The following is a 21,572-nucleotide window of genomic DNA, read 5'->3' as shown; positions in this document are numbered from 1 at the left end:
GGCGGTAGATAAGCGGCGTACTTACTCGGCCGGCAGGGCCAGGCGTTGACCGGCCATCAGCAGCGACAGGCGGCTCAGGCTGCTCCAGGGCGAACCGCTGGCCTGTCCCTTGATCTGCGCGTCGATGCGCTGGGCGTCCAGCAGCAATTGCCCCCAACGCTGCGCAGAGTAACGTTGCAGAGCCTTGCTCATCAGGGGTTTGCGTTTGTCCCAGACGGGCGGGCGGGCCTGGCTGAACACCTTGTCCAATGGCACGCCCTGGCTGAATTGCAGGGCCAGGTTGGCCAGCAGCCGCAGCTCTCGGGACAGGGCCCAGAGAATCACGGGAGGCTCGACGCCTTCACCGCGCAACCCTTCCAGCATGCGCAGGGCGTGGGCGGCTTCACCGTTGAGAATGGCATCCACCAGCCCGAACACATCGAAACGCGCACTGTCGGCCACTGCGGCCTGGACCGTTTCGACGGTGATCTGCCCACCTTCGGCCATCAGCTTGAGTTTTTCGATTTCCTGGGCGGCGGCCAGCAGGTTGCCCTCGACCCGCGCGGCGATCAGTTCCACCGCGTCCTGGCTGGCGGACAGCCCGGCTTGCGACAGTCGCTGACGAACCCACTGTGGAAGCTGGTGGGCGTCCACCGGCCAGATCTGCACGAACTGGGTCTGGGCACCTTCCACCAAGGCCTTGCCCCACTTGGTCTTCTGTGCGCTGCCGTCGAGCTTGGGCAGGCTGATCAGCAGCACCGTGTCCTCGGCCGGACGCGAACAGTATTCGATCAGCGCCGCGGCGCCTTTGTCGCCGGGCTTGCCCGAGGGCAGGCGCAGTTCCAGCAGGCGTTTTTCCGCGAACAACGACATGCTGGCCCCGGCTTGCAGCAGGGTGCCCCAGTCAAAGCTGGCATCGGCGCTGAATACCTGGCGCTCGTCGAATCCCTGCTGGCGCACGGCAGAGCGGATGGCGTCGGCGGCTTCCTGGCAGAGCAGGGGATCATCGCCGCTGATCACATAGACCGGCGCGAGAGGGCCTTGCAGGTGTTTGCCGAGTTGGGCGGGTGCGAGTTTCATAGGCGGGGGCCAATGGGGCGCGTGAGCGCCCCACGCGGCTTACTGGTTCGGCAGTTCCAGAGGGGACTGTTGCGGAGTTTCCGCCTCAGCCTTGCGTGCAGCTTCCAGGGCTTGTGCTTCGGCCTTGGCTTTGGCTTCGGCGGTGGCCTGCAGTTGGGCAAGCTGGTCCGGGGTCAGCAACTGCAGACGGATCAGCATGCGCTGGATCAGGTCGCGGCGCATTTCCCGGCGAGTTTCAGACGATTCCTGATCGGAGCCGGTGATGTTGTTGCCGTCATGCACGAAGACTTTCTGTACTTCCAGCTTGTCGTCGAGCAGGTGCAGGTTGTCGTGCGTCAGGATCTCGTACCTGAGCGTGGTGCCGATCTCGTATTCGGCCGAGCTGCCACCGCCGGTGTAGCTGAGGGTGCGCTGGGAGTTTTCCTCGTTCAGCAGCACCAGCTTGTAAGGCGCGCCGGCATAGACCCGTACACCGCTGTTTTCCAACTGTTGCTGGAGCATTTTCACGGTGGGGCCGTAGGCATCCCGGGCACTCAGGTCGAGTTCCTTGATGGTCAGCTCATGGGTTCCCGTTCCGCGCAACTGGAAGCCACAGGCGCTCAGCAGCACGGCCAGACCCATCACCAGCAGGTTACGTTTGATCATGTATTGCTCCCCTTGAAACCATATGGGCCACCTTGTGGCCCTGGAGGTTTTGTTCGGCGCCCGATCCCGGACCGGGCGCCTGATCCAATTAGCTGGCGACGATGTTGACCAGTTTGCCCGGCACCACGATGACCTTGCGGATGGTCAGGCCTTCGGTGAAGCGCAGCACGTTCTCGTTGCTGCGGGCCGCAGCTTCGACTTCTTCACGGCTGGCGCTGGCCGGCATTTCGATCTGGCCACGCAATTTGCCGTTGACCTGGATGACCAGCTGCAGGCTGTCTTGAACCAGGGCGCTCTCGTCCAGAACCGGCCAGCCAGCATCGATGATGGCGCCTTTCTGACCCAGCTGTTGCCACAGTTCGTGACTGATGTGCGGTGTGATCGGAGCCAGCAGCAGGGCTACGGTCTGCAGGCCTTCCTGCAACAGGGCACGGTCCTGGTTGCTGCCTTGCGGGGCTTTTTCCAGGACGTTCATCAAGGTCATCACCTGGGCGATGGCGGTGTTGAACTTGTGGTGCTGGCCGACGTCCTGGCTGGCCTGCTTGATGGCCAGGTGGATGGCGCGGCGAATGGCTTTCTGTTCGTCGCTCAGCGTGGCGATATCCAGTGCTTCCGGCAGCCCTTGGCTGACATGGGCCTGGGCCAGGCGCCAGACGCGCTTGAGGAAGCGATGCGCACCCTCGACACCCGAGTCGGACCATTCCAGGCTCAGTTCGGGCGGCGAGGCGAACATCATGAACAGGCGGCAAGTGTCGGCGCCGTATTGCTCGATCATCGACTGCGGGTCGACGCCATTGTTCTTCGACTTGGCCATCTTCTCGGTGCCGCCGATCTCCACCGGCAGGCCGTCGCTGATCAGCTTGGCCCCGATGATCTTGGCCTTGCTGTCGCGCTCCAGTTCCACGTCCGCCGGGTTGTACCAGGTGTAGGCGCCATTGGCCTCACGGCGATAGTAGGTTTCGGCAATCACCATGCCCTGGGTCAGCAGGTTCTTGAATGGCTCGTTGGAGCTCACCAGGCCTTCGTCACGCATCAATTTGTGGAAGAAGCGCGCGTACAGCAGGTGCAGGATGGCGTGTTCGATGCCACCGATGTACTGATCCACCGGCAACCAGTGGTTGGCCGCCGCCGGGTCCACCAAGCCGCCTTCATAGTGTGGCGACGCATAGCGCGCGTAGTACCACGAGGACTCGACGAAGGTGTCCATGGTGTCGGTTTCACGCTTGGCAGGCTGGCCGCATTTCGGGCAGTTGCACTCGTAGAACTCGGGCATGCGGGCCAGAGGCGAACCGGCGCCATCGGGCACCACGTCTTCTGGCAGGACCACCGGCAGCTGGTTTTCCGGGACTGGAACGTCGCCGCAGCTGTCGCAGTGGATGATCGGGATCGGGCAGCCCCAGTAGCGCTGGCGGCTGATGCCCCAGTCCCGCAGGCGGAACTGGGTGCGTGATTGGCCGAGGTTTTTCTTCAGCAGGGCCGCTTCGATAGCGTCGAACGCGCCAGGGAAATCCAGGCCGTCGAATTCGCCGGAGTTGATCAGTTCGCCGTGCTCGCCGTAAGCGTCCTGCCAGGGCGCAGGGGTTTCATCGCCGGCGCTGGTGCGTACCACGGCCTTGATCGGCAGGTTGTACTTGCTGGCGAACTCGAAATCGCGCTCGTCGTGGGCTGGGACAGCCATGACCGCGCCATCGCCGTAGTGCATCAGCACGTAGTTGGCTACCCACACCGGGAGCTTCTCGCCGGTCAGCGGGTGTTCGACGAACAGCGAGGTCGGCAGGCCTTTTTTCTCCTGGGTCGCCATGTCCGCTTCGGCGACGCTGCCGCCTTTGCATTCGGCGATGAACGCCTGCAACTCAGGGTTGTTCCGCGCGGCCAGGGTCGCCAGCGGGTGCTCGGCGGCGACGGCGACATAGGTTGCGCCCATCAGGGTGTCCGGACGGGTGGTGAACACCTTCAGGGTGCCGGCTTCGCCGATCGACGCCTGATCGTAGGGGAACTGCACTTCCATGCCACGGGACTTGCCGATCCAGTTGCGTTGCATGGTCTTGACCTGCTCGGGCCAGCCGGTCAGCTCGTCGAGACTCTCCAGCAGCTCATCCGCATAAGCGGTGATCTTGAAGTAGTACATCGGGATTTCGCGCTTCTCGATCAGCGCGCCGGAGCGCCAGCCGCGGCCGTCGATCACTTGCTCGTTGGCCAGTACGGTCTGGTCGACCGGGTCCCAGTTCACGGTGCCGTTCTTGCGATAGATCACGCCTTTTTCGAACAGGCGGGTGAACAGCCACTGTTCCCAGCGGTAGTAGTCCGGCTTGCAGGTGGTGACCTCGCGGGACCAGTCCACCGCCAGGCCCAGGCTGCGCAGCTGGGACTTCATGTAGGCGATGTTTTCGTAGGTCCACTTGGCGGGAGCCACGTTGTTCTTCATCGCGGCGTTTTCCGCCGGCATGCCGAAGGCGTCCCAACCCATGGGTTGCAGAACGTTCTTGCCTTGCATGCGCTGGTAGCGGGAGATCACGTCGCCGATGGTGTAGTTGCGCACGTGCCCCATGTGTAGCTTGCCGCTGGGGTAAGGGAACATCGATAGGCAATAGTAGGTGTCCTTGCCTGGCTGTTCACTGACTTCAAAGGACTTTTGCTCGTCCCAGAACGACTGGGCGGCGGCTTCGATTTCACGGGGCTGATAGTGTTCGTGCATGGCTACTTTTGTACTGAATAGGGGTGGCCTAATCCTCTTCAATGCAACCGCGGGGAGCGATGACGCCAAATACGGCGATTTTCAGTGCCCGATGGAGCTGGAAGTGGAGTTACAGGAAGCGCCGTAGCATACATGACCGCACTCTGCCGAGGGAAACCTTGATTGCTCAGCCGGGCCGTTGGTCGCGGCGGCGCGACGCTTTTGGCTGTCCGACTAAGCTCAAAAAGGGGAGTGAGTCTTATTCTTCGATGAGGTGAACGGATGCTTGAATCGCAGCGAAAAGTAACAGAACCAGAGGTGTATGAAAGGCTGCTGAATCGACTGGCTCTGGCCCTGGATGCACTGAAGACTGCGGATCGACTGCGTAATGAGCGGCCTGTCGAGTTGGAGCTGCGGGGCTTGAGCAGTGCAGAGTTCGAATTGATCCGGGCCTATCTGGCTCGCAGCCAGCGTGAAATGCAGATCAGCCTGCCGGGTGATTGGCAGCAGGAAGCGCCTCGTTCAGCCAAGATCATTTGGTTGAAGGATCAGGCGCCCGTCAAGGAGTCGGTGAAAGTCCGATCCCATCAGTGCAAGTAGGTCCCGGACTCGATATGGGGCCAGTGAGGACGTTGCCGAGGCGTTCGTGAGCAAAAGTGCTCGGCATCGGTTGTTGCTGCAGGGCTTTGCCCTTTAGGCTTCGGGCATCTTTTGGAGATGCCCGATGCCTTTTCGTTATTTCATCAAGCAGTTGCTGTTGCCGCCCGGCATTCTTTTGCTGCTGCTCCTGCTCGCCTGGTGCCTGCGTCACTCCCGTCCGCGGTTGGCGCGATGCTGCTTTGTTCTGGGATTGGGCGGTTTCTGGCTGATGAGCTTGCCGGTGATGGTGGAGTGGGGGGCTCGCGGGTTGGAGCAGTTGCCTCCTTTGCCCCAGAGTCAGTGGGCGAGCCTGGCCCAGCAGGCCGATGCCATTGTGGTCCTGGGTTCAGGTCGCGAGCGTGGGGATCCGGCCTGGGGTTCTGATCAGCCCACCGGCGTGGGGCTGGAGCGTGAACGCTATGCCGCGCGTTTGGCCAAGGCGTCCGGGTTGCCGTTGCTGACCAGTGGCGGCCTGCATTACGGCACGCCGCCCACCGAAGCGGCGCTGATGGCCGAGTCCTTGCTCAATGACTTTGGCGTGACGGTGCGCTGGCAGGAAGGTCGCAGTCGTACCACCTGGGAGAACGCGCAGTTCAGCGCCGAAGTCTTGCAACCCTTGGGCATCAGGCGCGTGGCGGTGGTGACCCAGGCCTGGCACATGCCTCGCGCGGTCTGGAGTTTCGAGCATGCCGGATTTGACGTGGTGCCGGCCCCGGTGGGTTTTCTCGGGGTGGACAACGCCCGTCCGCTGGGCGGCTGGATGCCGGAGTTCAAGTCGATCTGGCAGAGCGGCCAGTTGCTTAACGAGGCGGTGGGACAACTGGGTTACCGACTCTTCTACCGCTGAGGGGCGCGCCGGCTCCCGCAGGAGCCGGCTGGCCGGGGAAGGGCTTCAAACGGTCTTGGCAATGCGACTGGCCAACAGGGCCCAGCCGAACAACAGGGTGCAGAGCACCACCAGCGGCCATGAACGCCACTTCAGGTAAGGCGTCAGATTGTGCATGGGCACCACTTCGCCATACAGGATGCCGCGCTCGAACTGTGGAATCTGCACGGTGATCTTGCCGAACGGGTCGATCAGTCCGGTGACGCCGTTGTTGGTGGCGCGAATCATCCAGCGTCCTGCCTCCAGGGCGCGCATCTGTGCCATCTGCAGATGCTGCAGGGGGCCGATGGAGGTGCCGAACCAGGTGTCGTTGCTGATGGTCAGCAGCAGGTCGCTGCGGGCCGAAAGACCGGCGGCGAACTCGGGGTAGACCACTTCGTAGCAGATGAACGGTGCAATCTGATAGCCCTTGGCTTGCAGCAACGGCTGGTCCGCCGGGCCGCGGGCAAAGTCCGACATCGGCAGGTTGAAGAAGTCGATCAGGCCGCGCAGCAGTTCCTGCAGGGGCACGTACTCGCCGAAGGGCACCAGCTTTTGTTTCAGGTAGGTGCCGTCGCCTTCGCCGGTCACGGTAATGCCGTTGAAGTAGCGTTTTTCATGGTGCACCAGCTGACGCACCGGAACCCCGGTTATCAGCGCGGAATGACGGTCGGCGGCAAAGTTGCCCATCATCGTCAGGTAGCCTTCGGCGGACTCCTTGAGCACCGGGACCGCGGTTTCCGGCCACACCAGCAGGTCGACCCGCTTGCTGTTGAAGCTCATGTCGCGGTACAGCGCCAGTTGCGCGTTGAGCTGGGCGGGGTCCCATTTCATGCTTTGTTCGATATTGCCCTGGATCGCGGCGACCGACATGGGGTCTCCCGACGGGCTGGTCCAGGCATGGCCTTTGAGCGCCAGGCCGACGGCCCAGGGCGCCGCCAGCAGTAGCAGGCCGGCGACAATGAAGCCTTTGCGCCCGGCCTTGATCAGGCGCGGCAGGTTGTAGAGCAGTGCGGCGGTCAGGGCCAGGGAGAAGGAAATCAGCCAGATACCGCCCACAGGCGCGAGCCCGGCCAGGGGCCCGTCGAGCTGGCTGTAGCCGGAATAAAGCCAGGGGAAGCCGGTGAGGAACCAGCCGCGAAACGCTTCCTGGCCCAGCCACAGGGCAGCGAAAGCCAGAGCATCCGCCAGCGGCGCTTCGTTGCGCCGCAACCAGCGGGCCCAGAGCCAGGCGGGCAGGGCAAAGAACCAGGCAATCGCGGCAATGAACGCCAGCATCAAAAGGCCGGCGAGCAAGGCCGATGCGCCGCCATAGGTGTGGATGCTGACGTAGATCCAGCTGGTGCCGGCGCCGAACAGGCCGAAGCCGAAGCACCAGCCCCGGCCCAGGGCCTGGCGTGGCGTCAGTTCTCGCAGGCCGGCATAGAACAGCCCTACCGCCAGCAGAGCCAGGGGCCAGATGTTGTAGGGTGCCAGTGCCAGGGTGGTGATGGCGCCAGCTGCCACGGCCAGCAGGTTGCCGGGCCAGCCGGGTCGGGTTGAGCGCTGCAAGAGGCGTTTCATCAGCTCTTTCCTGTTTCGCGCCGGGCGGGGCACGAGGAGATGGGTGGGTTGGATTCAGGTGGGCATCGCGCCGTGCGGCTCAGTGGCTCGTCCCCGAGAGTCATCGCCCCGAGTCCGGGGTTCCGGTTTCGGGGCGATGATTCTGTGTGCAGGAGAGCTGACGCCCCTGGCCCCTAGCGGGAGACGGGAGTCAGGCGCAGCAGATGAATCCGCCGGCTGTCGGCATTGAGCACGCGAAAGCGATAGGCGCCGATTTCAGTGATTTCGTTGCGTTTTGGCAAGTGGCCGAAGGCGCTCATTACCAGCCCGCCGACGGTATCGAATTCGTCATCGGAGAAGGTGCTGTCGAAGAATTCGTTGAAGTTCTCGATCGGCGTCAGCGCCTTGATCAGGAAGTCGCCGCTGGGCAGGGGCTTGATGTAGCTGTCTTCCTCGACGTCATGCTCGTCTTCGATGTCGCCGACGATCTGCTCCAGCACGTCTTCGATGGTCACCAGGCCGGCCACGCCGCCGTACTCGTCGATGACGATGGCCATGTGGTTGTGGTTGGCGCGGAACTCGCGCAGCAGCACGTTCAGGCGCTTGGACTCGGGGACGAAGGTCGCCGGGCGCAGCAGGTCCTTGATATTGAAGCTGTCGCCGTTCTCCTGGAGGATCAGCGGCAGCAGGTCCTTGGCCAGCAGGACGCCCATCACGTCGTCATGGCTTTCGCCGATCACCGGGTAGCGCGAGTGCGCGGAGTCGATGACGGCGGGCAGGAACTCCCGGGGTGTCTGGGTCGCCTTGATGCTGATCATCTGCGAGCGCGGCACCATGATGTCCCGGACTTGCAGGTCAGCCACCTGGATGGCGCCTTCGACGATGGCCAGCGCTTCGCTGTCCAGCAATTTGTTCTGATGGGCTTCGCGCAGCAGCTCCAGCAGCTCCTGGCGGTTTTTCGGCTCATGGGCAAAAGCCTGGGTCAGTTTGCCCAGCCATGACTTTTGCCCGTTGCTCGATCGATCTTCGCTCATAGCGATTGCTCTGAATCCTTGGTTGTTACAGGTGGTGGTTGATCAGCTTTCGTCGTCTGCATAAGGATCGGGATGACCCAGTTCTGCAAGCAACGTTCGTTCCAGTGCTTCCATTTCTTCGGCTTCGTCGTCATCTATATGGTCGTAACCCAGCAGATGCAAGCAGCCGTGAATCACCAGATGGGCCCAGTGGGCCTGAAGTTCCTTGCCTTGCTCGGCGGCCTCGCGCTCGACCACCGGAATGCAGATCACCAGATCCCCCAGCAAGGGAATATCCAGCAGCTCATCCGGCACATCGGCAGGGAATGAAAGCACATTGGTGGCGTAATCTTTGTGACGCCAGGTGTGGTTCAGCTCGCGGCCTTCGGCTTCGTCCACCAGACGGATGGTCATTTCCGAGTCGGCTGTTCGTTGGCGCAGGGCTAGCTCGCACCACTGGCGGAACTGATCGTCGCTGGGGGCTGGCAGCTGGCTGGCGCGCTGCAGATCAAGCTCAAGCATCGTGGCGGCTGCCTCTGTCGGCGAAAGCCTTGGCGGCCTCGTCGTCGGCTTGCAACTCGAAGCGCTCGTAGGCTTCGACGATGCGTTGCACCAGTGGGTGGCGCACCACGTCCTTGGGCATGAAGTGGGTGAAGCTGATGCCGGGCACATCCTTGAGCACGTTGATCACCTGGGCCAGGCCGGACTTGGTGCCCTTGGGCAGGTCGACCTGAGTGATGTCGCCGGTGATCACCGCGGTGGAGCCGAAGCCGATCCGGGTGAGGAACATCTTCATTTGTTCCACGGTGGTGTTCTGGCTTTCGTCGAGGATGATGAAGCTGTTGTTCAGGGTCCGGCCACGCATGTAGGCCAGGGGCGCAATCTCGATGACCTGGCGCTCGATCAGCTTGGCCACTTGTTCGAAGCCGAGCATTTCATACAACGCGTCATACAGTGGACGCAGGTACGGGTCGATTTTCTGCGCCAGATCGCCGGGCAGGAAACCGAGCTTCTCGCCGGCTTCCACCGCGGGACGCACCAGCAGGATGCGCCGCACCTGCTCGCGCTCCAGGGCATCCACCGCGCAAGCGACGGCCAGGTAGGTCTTGCCGGTGCCGGCCGGACCGATGCCGAAGTTGATGTCGTTGCCCAGGATCTCTTTGACGTAGCGCTGCTGATTCAAGCCGCGTGGGCGAATCATGCCTTTCTTGGTGCGCAGGGCGATGGCGGCGTCAGCCACCGACGGGTTATCCAGTTCTTCCACAGCGGACTCCTGAAGGAACAGGTGCACCAGGTCCGGCGACAGCTCGGTGCCCTTGGTTTCCCGGTAGAGACGGCGCAGAAGATTTTCCGCGGAGGTGGTGTGCTTGGGTTCGCCGATCAGTTCGAACTGATTGCCGCGGTTGCGGATCTCGATCGTCAGGCGCTGTTCGATCAAGCGCAAATGCTCGTCGAATTGCCCGCACAGATTGGCGAAGCGGCGAGCCTCGAAGGGCTCGAGGATGAAACGATGAGGTTCTATGGGTGCGTTCAAGGTCGTTTTTTAGCCGCCCAACGGCAATTAAGAAGAATTCAAGGATAACGCCAGCGGCCTGGGTGCGAAAGCTCTTATGCGGAGCGTGGGCCTATGGTGCTTTCTTCGTGGGAGCCGGCTTGCCGGCGAAGGTGGTCTTGAAGGCCCCTTCGTTGGCAAGCCGGTTTCTGCACACGTCAGTTCTTACGATAACAGCGAGCCGCGCAGTGAGTGGGGCTGCGCCGAGTCGATATGCACGTCGGCGAATTGGCCGATCAGTGTGGGATCGTCGCAACGGAAGTTGACGATCCGGTTGTTCTCGGTACGGCCCTGCAATTCGCCCGGATCTTTCTTGGAGTAGTCGGTCACCAGGATGCGTTGGGTCGATCCGACCATTTGTCGGCTGATTTCAAACCCTTGCTGGTTCAGGCGGTGTTGCAGCGCGTTCAGGCGTTCCTTTTTCAGCGCTTCCGGCGTGTCGTCGGCCAGGTCGGCGGCCGGAGTGCCCGGGCGCGGGCTGTAGACGAAGGAGTAGGAGAAGTCGAAACCGACGTCTTCGATCAGCTTCATGGTCTGCTGGAAGTCTTTTTCCGTTTCGCCAGGAAAGCCGACGATGAAGTCCGAGCTGATGCAGATGCCCGGTACCGCCGCGCGCAGTTTGCGCAGCTTGGACTTGTACTCCAGGGCCGTGTGATTGCGTTTCATCGCCGCCAGAATCCGATCCGAGCCCGACTGCACGGGCAGGTGCAGGTGCTTGACCAGCTCCGGTACTTCGGCGTGGGCCTGGATCAGGCTGTCGGAGAACTCCAGCGGGTGCGAGGTGGTGTAGCGAATCCGCTCGATGCCGTCGACGGCGGCGACCACGCGGATCAGCTCGGCCAGGTCGGCCATGCGCCCGTCGTGGGTCTGGCCTCGGTAGCCATTGACGTTCTGGCCCAGCAGGGTGACTTCGCGCACGCCGTTTTCCGCCAGGTGAATGATTTCGGCGATCACGTCGTCAAACGGCCGGCTGACTTCTTCGCCACGGGTGTAAGGCACGACGCAGAAGGTGCAGTACTTGCTGCAGCCTTCCATGACCGAGACATAGGCGCTGGGGCCGTCGATGCGCGGCTCGGGCAGATGGTCGAATTTTTCAATTTCCGGAAACGAGACATCCACTTGCGGCAGCTTGGTGGCGCGAGCGGCATCGATCATTTCCGGCAGGCGGTGCAGGGTCTGCGGACCGAAGACCACGTCCACATAAGGCGCGCGATCGCGAATGGCGGCTCCTTCCTGGCTGGCCACGCAGCCGCCGACGGCAATCACCATGTCCGGATTGGCCAGTTTCAGCTCGCGCCAGCGACCCAGCTGGGAGTACACCCGGTCCTGGGCGCGTTCACGAATGGAACAGGTATTGAGCAGGATGACATCCGCGTCTTCGGCACGTGCGGTGACTTCCAGGGCCTGATGTTCACCCAGCAGATCGACCATGCGCGAGCTGTCGTACTCGTTCATCTGGCAACCGTGGGTTTCGATGTAAAGCTTCTTGGCCATGGACCTCGGTCTCACGTGATTCAAAGAACCGCGCATTATAGGGTCCATGCCCACAGGTTCCTAGCGTTGTGCATCGGGTAGCTATGCTATAGTTCGCGCCCTATTTTTATCCCCCGATGTGTTGCCCGCCCACCATGACCAAACGTGAAGCCCCAATCTACAAGGTGATTTTCCTCAACCAGGGCCAGGTGTTCGAAATGTACGCCAAGCAGATCTATCAGAGTGATCTGTGGGGTTTCCTGGAAGTGGAAGAGTTCGTCTTTGGCGAGCGCACGCAAGTGGTCGTCGATCCGAGCGAAGAGAAGCTCAAGGCGCAATTCGAAGGCGTGGTGCGCAGCTTTGTGCCGATGCATTCGATCGTGCGCATCGACGAAGTGGAGCGTCTGGGCACGCCGAAGATCAGCGAAGCCCGTGGCGTGAGCAACGTCATGCCGTTCCCGATGCCGATGCCCGAGAAGTAAGCCTGGTTGGTGCAGGAGCCGGCTTGCCGGCCAATGGCGCGAGGGTGTTAAGGGAGTGGCGAGAAAGGCGAGCGCCCATCGGCGCTTTGCAGTTCCATCAGGTATTTGCGGAAAATCTGTCCCAGCACCTGGGTCGCGACTTCCAGCTCGTCACGCTGCATGTGCTCGGCGACTTCGTCGGCGGTGTCCAGAGCGTCTTCGGCACCGTTGACCGCAGCCATCTTCAGCACGATATAGGCCTGGACGTTGTTGGCTGGCACGCCCTCGCCGTGGAAGAACATGGTGCCGAGTTTGAATTGCGCCTGAGCGTGGCCTTGCAATGAGGCTTTTTCGAAATAGCTCAGGGCTTGATTGAGGTCCCGCGGCGCGCCTTTGCCTTCGTAGTAGAACTCACCCAACTCGTATTGCGCCTCGGCGTCACCTTCATCGGCGGCTTTCTGGCACGCGGCCAGCGCCTCGGCCTGTTCCTGTGCCTGGGGATCGAGGGTGCAGCGACCCATCGCTGGGATCAACAACGAGTTGCCGCCTGCTTGTGCGTGCGCGAGCAGGGGCTGAAGGAGCAACAGGCAGCCCAGTGTCAGGGCGCGGCCGGTGCGGTTCATGGGAATCGACTTACCTCTGAGGGGCGCGCGGACCCAGCGACGGGTCCAATAAGCGCGCATTATGAAATAAGCAGGGCCAACCTTACAAAGTCTTTACTCGTTTTTCTGCTGCGTGGCGGCGATATCCGTCGCCTTGCTGGGCATTTGTCCCCTTGGCCGGGAAAAGTTCGAGTAAAGCACCTCGCTGGCGCGGTTGATCACCGCGCCAGCCCGCCCGCACTTATTTCAAGGCGGCGAAAGCGCGTTCGGCGGCATCCAGGGTCAGTTGCAACTCGGCTTCGCCGTGGGCGATCGAGGTGAAACCGGCCTCGAAGGCACTCGGCGCCAGGTACACGCCGCCTTCCAGCATCAGGTGGAAGAAGCGCTTGAACAGGTTGGCGTCGCTGGCCATCACGTCGTCGAAGGTGACGATGTCATCGGCACCGCTGAAATACAGGCCGAACATGCCACCCGCCTGAGTGGTGACGAACGGAATGCCCGCGGCGTCCGCGCGTTGTTGCAAGCCTTCGAGCAGGCGGCTGGTGTAGTCGCTCAGTTCGGCGTGGAAGCCCGGGCGGCTGATCAGGCGCAGGGTGGTCAGGCCGGCGGCCATGGCCAGCGGGTTACCGGACAGCGTGCCGGCCTGGTAGACCGGGCCCAGGGGCGCGATGTGTTCCATGATCTTGCGCTTGCCGCCGAAGCAGCCCACCGGCATGCCGCCGCCGATGATCTTGCCGAAGGTCGACAGGTCCGGTGTCACGCCGTAGTGAGCCTGGGCACCGCCGAGGGCGACGCGGAAGCCGGTCATCACTTCGTCGAAAATCAGCACCACGCCGTGCTGGTCGCAGAGGCTGCGCAGACCTTCAAGGAAACCGGGTGCCGGCGGTACGCAGTTCATGTTGCCCGCCACCGGCTCGACGATGATGCAGGCCACTTCCTGGCCGACTTCCGCGAGCATTTGCTCCACGGCGGCGATGTCGTTGAAGGGTAGGGTCAGGGTGTGTTTGGCAAAGGCCGCAGGCACCCCGGCGGAGCTGGGAACGCCTTGGGTCAGGGCGCCGGAACCGGCCTTGACCAGCAGGCTGTCGGAGTGGCCGTGGTAGCAGCCTTCGAACTTGATGATGCTGTCGCGGCCGGTGAAGCCCCGGGCCAGGCGAATGGCGCTCATGGTGGCTTCGGTGCCGGAACTGACCATGCGCACCATTTCCATGGACGGCACGATGGAGCACACCAGATCGGCCATTTCGGTTTCCATGGCGGTCGGTGCGCCGTAGGACAGGCCGTGTTCCAACTGCTTGCGCACCGCATCCAGTACGTCCGGATGACTGTGGCCGAGAATCATCGGGCCCCAGGAGCCGACATAGTCGACATAGCGCTTGTCGTCTTCGTCAGTGACGTAGGCGCCTTCTGCGTGTTTGAAGAACAGCGGGGTGCCGCCCACGCTCTTGAAGGCGCGAACCGGCGAGTTGACGCCACCGGGGATGTGTTTCTGGGCGTTGGCGAACAGGGTTTCGGAACGGGACATGAGTGGGCTCTCAAAAATCAGCTGTTGAATAGGGCATTGAAGGCGCGGGCGCGACGGGTCACTTCGTCGGCGCTATCGGCGCCGAACAGGCCGTGGACCACGGCCAGCAGGTCGGCGCCGTGGTTCACCAGTGGCGCAGCGTTATCCAGGGTGATGCCGCCGATCACGCAGATCGGCAGGTGCAGGCTGGCCCGAGCCTGATCCAGCAACTCCAGGCTGGCCGTGGGCGCGCCGGGTTTGGTGGTGGAATTGAAAAAGCGGCCGAAGGCGACATAGCTGGCGCCTTCCTTCGCCGCCTGCTCGGCCAGTGGCAATTGGTCGTGGCAGGTGGAACCGATAATCGCCTGGCGACCCAGCAGGGCCCGGGCCGGCGTCAGTGGGCCATCGGTCTGGCCCAGGTGCACGCCGGCGCCGATGCGCGCGGCCAGTTCGGCGTCATCGTTGATGATCAAACGGGTCTTGTAGCGCTCGCACAGGGTCAACAGGGTTTCGGCTTCCCGCAGGCGGCGGGCCTGGTCATCGCTTTTATCGCGGTACTGCAACAGGGTGACGCCGCCTTCCAGCGCCGCCTCCACGTACTTCAGGAACTTGCCGGCCAACAGCTGACTGTCGGTGATGGCGTACAGACCACGTAGTTTCATTGAGCGGGCCTCATGACATTACGAGCAGAAATCCAACGGCAAGCGGCGCGGGACAAACTGGCCGCGACCCAGTTGTTCAGCGTCGCGCAGGGTGCGCCAGGTGTAATCAAGGGCCGACTTCACCGCGCTGGCCAGGTGTTCGCCTTGTGCCAGACGTCCGGCCAGGGCGCTGGCCAGGGTGCAGCCGGAGCCGTGATAGCTGCCCGGCAGACGCTGGCAGGTGTAGGTTTCACGCAGGCCGTCGCGGCTGTACAGGCGATTGTGCACTTCGTGTTCATCGCCATGGCCGCCCGTGATCAGCAGGTGCTTGACGAACGGCAGGAGTTTTTCGGCGCATTGGTCGGCGCTGCCCTCGGGCAGTTCCGCAAGAATTCGAGCTTCGGGAAGGTTGGGGGTGGCAATGGTGGCCAGGGGCAGCAGGCGCTCGCGCATGGCGTAGCCGACTTCATCCTTGCCCAGTCGGCCGCCGCCGCCGGCGCGCAGCACTGGGTCGCAGACCAGCGGCAGGTGCGGGTGCGCCTGGAGCAGTTCGACCACGGTGTCGACCATCTCCAGGGAACCGAGCATGCCCAGCTTGACTGCGGCGACCGTGGAGTCGTTGAGCACGGCATTGGCCTGGGCCAATACCCACTCGCGATCCAGGACGCGGAAGTCGCTGACATTGACCGTGTCTTGCACGGTCAGGGCGGTGACAGCCGGAGCTGCGTGACAACCCTGAGCCAGCAGGGCTTCGATATCTGCCTGCAAGCCGGCGCCACCACTGGGGTCGTGGCCGGAGAGACAGAGGACAACGGGGCGAGAGCTGTAGATATTCATGGGCGGCGAGCTTACCACCAAACGCTTTTTTTCGCGGCGCCTGGTGTCTGCTGGAAATTGTCGCTGTATCGGGCTCGAACGTCCTGACCGATGCAACAGCTCTAGCTCGCGGTATTGCGCTGAAAGGCTTGATCTAGAGCCTTTAGACTAAAATTTACAATGGTGTTCATTGGCCATCAGCGGCTATGCTAGAGTGCATTCAAACCAATAACAGGTCATGCCGGTTATACGTCTGCTCAAGGGAAATGGGGGGACTTCCTGACATCACCGGACAAGCCACGCTGGGGCTTTAATGCGCTATTTGCTGCTGTTGCTGTTGAGCTTGCCGATGCTGGTGGGTGCCGCCGAGTTCGATGAGTTCACTCAACGCCTTCCTTTAGGCCGAGTGATGCAGGTCCTTGAAGACCCGGGTGGTGAAGCGACCATTGCCGATGTCAGCTCGGGGCCATTGGCCGAACACTTCAAGCCCCACGATAAAGACACCCTCAACGCCGGTTATTCTCGTTCGGCGTTCTGGCTGAAGATCGACCTCGATTACCGCCCCGGCAATCCCACGGCCCAGCGCAACTGGCTGCTGGAACTGGCCTATCCGCCCCTGGATCACCTGGATCTGTACCTCCCCGACGAAAGCGGTGGCTATCGCCTGGCGGAGCGGACCGGCGATGCCTTGCCCTTCGACAGCCGGCAGATCCGCCAGAACAACTACCTGTTCAACCTGAATTTCGTTCCCCATGAACACAAGACGATCTATCTGCGGCTGGCCAGCGAAGGCTCGATCCAGGCGCCGGTAAGCCTGTGGTCCAACACCGCCTACCTTGAAGCCCAGCCCGTGCGCCTCTACGTGCTGGGGCTGATCTACGGGGTGTTGCTGGGCATGCTGGTGTACAACCTGTTCATCTACCTCAGCGTGCGTGACACCAGTTACCTCTACTACATCGTCTATATCGCCTCGTTTGGTCTTTACCAGTTGTCGGTCAACGGTGCGGCAGTGGAGTACTTCTGGCCCAACAGCCCCTGGTGGGCCAATGCCGCGACGCCCTTCTTCATCGGTTCGGCGGGGCTGTTCGGCAGTCAGTTCGCCCGCAGCTTCCTGCAGACTGCCGGCCACAGTCCCTGGGTTGACCGCATATTGATGGCGCTGATGGGCTTTGGTGCGCTGGTCATGGCCCTGTCGCTGATGACCAGTTACGCCCTGGCCCTGCGCCTGGCCACCACCCTGGCGCTGCTGTTCACCGTAGTGATCTATGTTGCGGGCATCGTGGCCTGGTGGCGTGGGTTACGGGTGGCGCGCTATTTCATCATTGCCTGGTCGGCTTTTCTGTTCGGCGGGGTGATCAACACCTTGATGGTGCTGGGTTACCTGCCCAACGTGTTCCTGACCATGTACGCCAGCCAGATCGGCTCGGCGATCGAGGTGGCGTTGCTGTCCCTGGCCCTGGCCGACCGGATCAACGCGATGCGCGAGCAGCAGGCCCAGACTCTGCTGGAGGCGGGGCAGAAGCTTGAGGTGCTGAACCAGCAACTGGCCCACAGCAACCGGCTCAAGGATGAGTTCCTGGCCACCCTGACCCATGAACTGCGCACGCCGATGAACGGTGTCATCGGTTCACTGGAGTTGATGCAGACCCTGGAACTGGACCCGGAGCTTGCGCAGTACCAGCAGACCGCCGCCGGTTCGGCGCGGGACATGATGCGCATGGTCAACGGCATCCTCACGCTGACCGAACTGCAGGCCGGCAAGCTCAGCGCCCAGCGCCAGCCCTTCAGCCTGCGTTCGCTGCTGACCGCGTTGCAAACCCAGTACGCGGCCAGTGCGGCGGCCAAGTCCCTGTCCTTCCAGGTCGATCTGAGTGCCGGATTGCCCGATCGCTTGCAGGGGGATCGCTGCAAGCTCAGCCATTGCCTGGAGTGCCTGCTGGATAACGCCGTCAAGTTCACCCATTCCGGCGGGGTGGTCTTGCGGGTGGTAACCCGTGCCGTCTCGGTCGAAAGGGTCAGCTTGAGTTTCGAGGTGATCGACAGCGGCATAGGTTTCGTCAACCTGGACGAGGCGATGCTGTATCAGCGCTTCTTCCAGCTCGACGGTTCCATGACCCGCGAATATGGCGGACTGGGCATCGGCCTGGCGATCTGCCGCCAGCTGGTGGAACTGCTGGGAGGGCAACTGACTCACGAGTCCACGCCCGGGCAGGGCAGTTGCTTCCGTTTGCAGGTGGAGTTTGAGCTTCAGGAACCGATGGCCCGGTTGCCCGCAACCCATCAGCGGCGGACACCCCAGGACTGCACCGTGCTGCTGATCGACGATGATGACGTCGATCAACTGGTGCTGCGAGGCATGTTGCTCAAGCTCGGTTACCGGGTCCGCACGGTTGGCAACCCAACCGATGCCCTGCAACTGCTGGGGCGCGAGCCGGTCAGCGCGGTGCTGATCGATGGCCAGATCAGCGCGGCGCAGTTGGGCGCGTTTCGCCTGCAGGCTCAGGCGCTGCCCGGTTATGCCCAGTTGCCTATCCTGTTGGCCTGTGTTCCCGGCACCGAAGGGTGTGCGGCCACAGCGGGAGCCGAGTGTCTGGGCAAACCAGTGAAATTCGAAGCCTTGCAACTGCTGTTGTCCAAGCGCGTGCTCGCGGTGGAACAAGGCGAAAGCGCCGATATTTAGGCGCGTATGCCACTTTGTTCAGGGTGGGGCCGGTGCTTAACTTGGGGCCTTGGCACACCCTGAAGGAGCCCGGCAATGAACCTCCACCAGTTCGCTGAAACCCACGAAGTCACCAACCAGCCGCCCGCTCTGGACGGCGCCAACCTCTATCGAATCGATTTGCCGTTGCAGCAATGGATGCAGCGTTTCGATGCCGGTTGGGCCGAATCCCGGGTCGATGCCTATGGCGCACTGGCGGGTGGGCCCTTGATGGAGGCGGGGTTCCTGGCCAATCAGAACAAGCCGGTGTTTGCCAGTCACGACCGCTTCGGGCATCGAATCGATCTGGTGGAATTTCACCCGGCTTACCACCAGTTGATGCAGGCGGCCATCGAGGGGGGGCTGACCTCTCTGCCCTGGACCCATCCGCAAGCAGGCGCCCATGTGGCGCGTGCCGCCATGACCTATCTGCACAGTCAGGCCGAAGCCGGCAGCGGGTGCCCGCTGACCATGACGTTCGCCTGCGTGCCGGCCCTGAAACTGCAGCCGGACATTGCCCAGCTGTGGCTGCCGAAGATCCTCACCACCGAGTACGACCCGCGCAACGTAAGCATGCAGCACAAGGCCGGGCTCACCATCGGCATGGCCATGACCGAGAAGCAGGGCGGCACCGATGTCCGCGCCAACACCACCCGGGCCTATCCGGTGGGCGCTCCCGGGCCGGGGCAGGCCTATGAACTGGTGGGGCACAAGTGGTTCTGCTCGGCGCCGATGTGCGATGCCTTCCTGACCCTGGCCCAGACCGACAAGGGCCTGACCTGCTTCCTCCTGCCCCGTCATCGCCCGGATGACAGCCGCAATCAGTTCTATATCCAGCGCCTGAAGAACAAGCTCGGCAACCAGTCCAATGCCTCCAGCGAAGTGGAGTTTCGCGGCGCGCTGGCCTGGATGATCGGCGAGGAGGGGCGCGGGGTGCCCACCATCATCGAGATGGTGGCCATGACCCGCTTCGACTGCATGGTCGGTTCCAGTTCGCTGATGCGCCAGGCCCTGACCCAGGCCAGCCATCATTGCGCCCATCGCCGGGTGGGCGGGCGCCTGCTCAGCGAGCAGCCGCTGATGCAGAACGTACTGGCCGACCTGGCCCTGGAAAGCGAGGCGGCCCTGGCCCTGAGCCTGCGCATGGGGCGAGCCCTGGACCATCAGGACGATGCCCAGGAGGCGAAGTTCTCCCGGTTGGTGACGGCAGTGGGCAAGTACTGGATCTGCAAACGGGCCCCCGCGATGATCAACGAGGCCGCCGAGTGCATGGGCGGTGCCGGTTATGTTGAGGACAGCATCCTGCCGCGGCTGTACCGTGAAGCGCCGGTGAATTCGACCTGGGAAGGTTCCGGCAACGTGCAGTGCCTGGATGTACTGCGGGCCCTGTCGAAAGAGCCGGGCGTGCTGGATGCCCTGTTTGCCGAGCTGGGGGACGGGCATGGCGACCGGCGTCTGGCGGCGCACATCGTGGCACTCAAGGACAGCTTCAAGGACACCGCCGACATTCAGTATCGCGCCCGGCAACTGACCGAGGACATTGCCCTGGGCCTGCAGGCCAAGCTGCTACTGGAGGCGGGCAATGAGGTGGTCAGCGAAGCCTTTATGGCCAGCCGCCTGGGCGGCCAGGGCGGGCGTGTCTATGGAACCTTGCCCCGTGGGTTGGACGTGGCCGCGATTGTTGCCCGCTCCACGCCTCAAGGTTTCTGACCCGTGCGGGAGCCGGCTTGCCGGGGAAGAGACCGGCAAGCCGGCTCCTGCAACTCCGCTGTTCCCGTGGGACGGTGTTGCAGGCAAGATGAACGCCTGCAAGATCAGAACACAGGATGCTTACCGTGACCGAAGCTTTTATTGTCGTTCAAACCGCCGAGCAAGCCGTGGATCGGCTTGCTGCATTGCATGAGCGGGCCACCACCGCCCTGAGTCAGGCGCTCAAGCGTTACCTCAAGGATCGGGTCGAGCCGGATGCCGAGCAGCGTGCGCTGTTCCGCTACCCCGAACTGCGCCTGACCTACCACTGCCACGGCGAAGTCCCACAGACCACCCGGGCCTATGCCAAGGTGCAACTGCCGGGCACCTACAGCGTCACCGTCACTCATCCCGCGGCCTTCCGTAACTACTTGCTCGAACAACTGGTGCCCTTGATGCACGACTTCACCGTCACGGTGGAAGTGGGTGTCAGCGAGCAGAACATTCCTTATCCCTACGTGGTGGAGCAGGGCGACGAACTGGCCGGCTCCGGCGTAACCGCGGCGGCCCTGGCCCGGGTCTTCCCCAGCACCGACCTGTCCGCTGCCACCGACGGTATCGCCGACGGCCTCTACGACTGGGAAAACACCCATCCACTGCCCCTGGCGCTGTTCGACGCCGCGCGAGTGGATTTCTCCCTGCGACGCCTGGTGCACTACACCGGCAGCGACTGGCGCCATGTGCAGCCGTGGATCCTGCTGACCAACTACCACCGCTATGTCGACCAGTTCATCGTCCATGGCCTGGAGCAGCTGCGCAGCGATCCGCGTTTCGTGCGCATGGTCCTGCCGGGCAACGTGATCATCGACAAGGGCATGGACCACGGCGAGGCCTCGGCGATCGCCGCCGGTGTGGTCTGGCACCGCTATCAGATGCCGGCCTATCACCTGCAGGCCAGCGATGGCCACGGCGTGACCCTGGTGAATATCGGCGTTGGCCCGTCCAATGCCAAGAACATCACCGACCACCTGGCGGTGCTGCGTCCCCACTGCTGGCTGATGATTGGCCACTGCGGCGGCCTGCGGCAGTCGCAGACGATCGGCGACTACGTACTGGCTCACGCCTACATGCGGCGTGACGGGATTCTCGACCGCGTGGTGCCGCCGAACATCCCGATCCCGGCCCTGGCCGAAGTCCAGCTGGCGCTGCAACAGGCGGCGGCCAATGTCACCGGGGAGAAGGGCGAGCAATTGAAGAAGCGCCTGCGCACCGGCACCGTGCTGACCTACGACGATCGCAACTGGGAGCTGCGCTGGGCCGAGGAACGGCCGTTCATCAACCTGTCCCGGGCGGTGGCGGTGGACATGGAAAGCGGCACCATCGCGGCCCAGGGTTATCGCCTGCGGGTGCCTTACGGCACGTTGCTGTGCGTTTCGGACAAACCCCTGCACAGCGAGATCAAGTTGCCCGGTGCGGCCAATGCCTTCTATGAGCGGGCGGTCAGCCAGCACTTGAAGATCGGGATCGAAGCCGTGGACCTGATGCGCAGCGAACTCAACTCCCTGCACTCGCGCAAACTGCGCAGCTTCGACGAGCCGCCTTTCCGCTAAGCGTTTAATCCATGGTCATTTGGCGATCAGGCCACTAGCATTGTCGGTCCTGATCGCTGAATGTTCCCGCTGCCATGTCCCGTGCACCT

General features: G+C 62.8%; 18 protein-coding genes. 6 read left to right on the top strand and 12 right to left on the bottom strand.

Features of this window, described 5'->3' with window-relative positions:
- Positions 1-21 precede the first annotated feature (21 nt).
- From holA to leuS, 3 genes are all read right to left on the bottom strand, one after another.
- A complete protein-coding gene (gene holA, locus GWQ44_RS21525; RefSeq protein ID WP_275928242.1) occupies positions 22-1,059 on the bottom strand; it encodes a DNA polymerase III subunit delta in 1,038 nt (345 codons plus the stop codon).
- A 39-nt stretch (positions 1,060-1,098) separates the two neighbouring features.
- Positions 1,099-1,704: an LPS assembly lipoprotein LptE gene (lptE, locus tag GWQ44_RS21520; RefSeq protein ID WP_047306224.1), complete on the bottom strand. Its 606-nt coding sequence runs from the start codon at positions 1,702-1,704 to the stop codon at positions 1,099-1,101.
- An 88-nt stretch (positions 1,705-1,792) separates the two neighbouring features.
- Positions 1,793-4,399, bottom strand: a complete 2,607-nt coding sequence (gene leuS, locus GWQ44_RS21515; protein WP_103740012.1) for a leucine--tRNA ligase — start codon at positions 4,397-4,399, stop codon at positions 1,793-1,795.
- 261 nt (positions 4,400-4,660) lie between these two features.
- Here leuS and GWQ44_RS21510 point away from each other — a divergent pair, with 261 nt between their 5' ends.
- Together GWQ44_RS21510 and GWQ44_RS21505 are read left to right on the top strand one after the other, a co-directional pair.
- Positions 4,661-4,978 (top strand): hypothetical protein, encoded by a 318-nt coding sequence (locus GWQ44_RS21510; protein ID WP_275928241.1) that lies wholly within the window; start codon positions 4,661-4,663, stop codon positions 4,976-4,978.
- A gap of 124 nt (positions 4,979-5,102) precedes the next feature.
- On the top strand, positions 5,103-5,864 hold the full coding sequence (locus GWQ44_RS21505) for a YdcF family protein (protein WP_103740011.1): 762 nt from the start codon (positions 5,103-5,105) through the stop codon (positions 5,862-5,864).
- A 45-nt stretch (positions 5,865-5,909) separates the two neighbouring features.
- On the opposite strand, the gene lnt is transcribed toward GWQ44_RS21505, so the two are convergent.
- From lnt to miaB, 5 genes are all read right to left on the bottom strand, one after another.
- Positions 5,910-7,433, bottom strand: coding sequence for an apolipoprotein N-acyltransferase (lnt, locus tag GWQ44_RS21500; RefSeq protein ID WP_199009786.1), 1,524 nt, complete (start codon positions 7,431-7,433; stop codon positions 5,910-5,912).
- 185 nt (positions 7,434-7,618) lie between these two features.
- Positions 7,619-8,458 (bottom strand): HlyC/CorC family transporter, encoded by an 840-nt coding sequence (locus tag GWQ44_RS21495; protein ID WP_103740010.1) that lies wholly within the window; start codon positions 8,456-8,458, stop codon positions 7,619-7,621.
- A 42-nt stretch (positions 8,459-8,500) separates the two neighbouring features.
- On the bottom strand, positions 8,501-8,959 hold the full coding sequence (gene ybeY / locus GWQ44_RS21490; RefSeq protein ID WP_047306220.1) for an rRNA maturation RNase YbeY: 459 nt from the start codon (positions 8,957-8,959) through the stop codon (positions 8,501-8,503).
- Positions 8,952-9,971 (bottom strand): PhoH family protein, encoded by a 1,020-nt coding sequence (locus GWQ44_RS21485; protein ID WP_275928240.1) that lies wholly within the window; start codon positions 9,969-9,971, stop codon positions 8,952-8,954. The genes ybeY and GWQ44_RS21485 overlap by 8 nt, the downstream gene beginning before the upstream one ends.
- 183 nt (positions 9,972-10,154) lie before the next feature.
- Positions 10,155-11,483, bottom strand: coding sequence for a tRNA (N6-isopentenyl adenosine(37)-C2)-methylthiotransferase MiaB (gene miaB / locus GWQ44_RS21480; RefSeq protein WP_275928239.1), 1,329 nt, complete (start codon positions 11,481-11,483; stop codon positions 10,155-10,157).
- A 134-nt stretch (positions 11,484-11,617) separates the two neighbouring features.
- On the opposite strand from miaB, the gene GWQ44_RS21475 reads away from it, so the two are divergent.
- The gene (locus GWQ44_RS21475) at positions 11,618-11,944 is read left to right on the top strand and encodes a DUF1820 family protein (protein WP_007927079.1); all 327 of its coding nucleotides are present in this window, start codon (positions 11,618-11,620) and stop codon (positions 11,942-11,944) included.
- 47 nt (positions 11,945-11,991) lie between these two features.
- Here the strand turns inward: GWQ44_RS21475 and GWQ44_RS21470 are convergent, their stop codons facing one another.
- The 4 genes from GWQ44_RS21470 to GWQ44_RS21455 all read right to left on the bottom strand — a co-directional run bounded on the left by GWQ44_RS21470 (position 11,992) and on the right by GWQ44_RS21455 (position 15,507).
- The gene (locus GWQ44_RS21470) at positions 11,992-12,546 is read right to left on the bottom strand and encodes a tetratricopeptide repeat protein (RefSeq protein WP_016965755.1); all 555 of its coding nucleotides are present in this window, start codon (positions 12,544-12,546) and stop codon (positions 11,992-11,994) included.
- A gap of 220 nt (positions 12,547-12,766) precedes the next feature.
- A complete protein-coding gene (gene hemL / locus GWQ44_RS21465; RefSeq protein WP_275928238.1) occupies positions 12,767-14,050 on the bottom strand; it encodes a glutamate-1-semialdehyde 2,1-aminomutase in 1,284 nt (427 codons plus the stop codon).
- 17 nt (positions 14,051-14,067) lie between these two features.
- Complete coding sequence (thiE, locus tag GWQ44_RS21460; protein WP_016965753.1) at positions 14,068-14,691, bottom strand: thiamine phosphate synthase; 624 nt, start codon at positions 14,689-14,691, stop codon at positions 14,068-14,070.
- 18 nt (positions 14,692-14,709) lie between these two features.
- Positions 14,710-15,507, bottom strand: coding sequence for a hydroxymethylpyrimidine/phosphomethylpyrimidine kinase (locus GWQ44_RS21455; protein ID WP_042941299.1), 798 nt, complete (start codon positions 15,505-15,507; stop codon positions 14,710-14,712).
- Between the two features lie 292 nt (positions 15,508-15,799).
- Between GWQ44_RS21455 and GWQ44_RS21450 the strand changes: the two genes are divergently transcribed.
- From GWQ44_RS21450 to amn, 3 genes are all read left to right on the top strand, one after another.
- Positions 15,800-18,166 carry a 7TM diverse intracellular signaling domain-containing protein gene (locus GWQ44_RS21450; RefSeq protein WP_275928237.1) on the top strand — a complete coding sequence of 789 codons (2,367 nt, stop codon included), beginning with the start codon at positions 15,800-15,802 and terminating at the stop codon, positions 18,164-18,166.
- A gap of 75 nt (positions 18,167-18,241) precedes the next feature.
- Positions 18,242-19,894 carry an acyl-CoA dehydrogenase family protein gene (locus GWQ44_RS21445; protein ID WP_275928236.1) on the top strand — a complete coding sequence of 551 codons (1,653 nt, stop codon included), beginning with the start codon at positions 18,242-18,244 and terminating at the stop codon, positions 19,892-19,894.
- A gap of 116 nt (positions 19,895-20,010) precedes the next feature.
- The gene (gene amn / locus GWQ44_RS21440) at positions 20,011-21,483 is read left to right on the top strand and encodes an AMP nucleosidase (protein ID WP_161799194.1); all 1,473 of its coding nucleotides are present in this window, start codon (positions 20,011-20,013) and stop codon (positions 21,481-21,483) included.
- The last annotated feature ends 89 nt before the right edge of the window (positions 21,484-21,572 follow it).

Source organism: Pseudomonas sp. 3MA1, assembly GCF_029237275.1.
Classification (GTDB): domain Bacteria; phylum Pseudomonadota; class Gammaproteobacteria; order Pseudomonadales; family Pseudomonadaceae; genus Aquipseudomonas; species Aquipseudomonas fluorescens_AP.
Note: the sequence above shows the minus strand (reverse complement) of the source record. Positions and strands in the feature narration are given on the sequence as shown.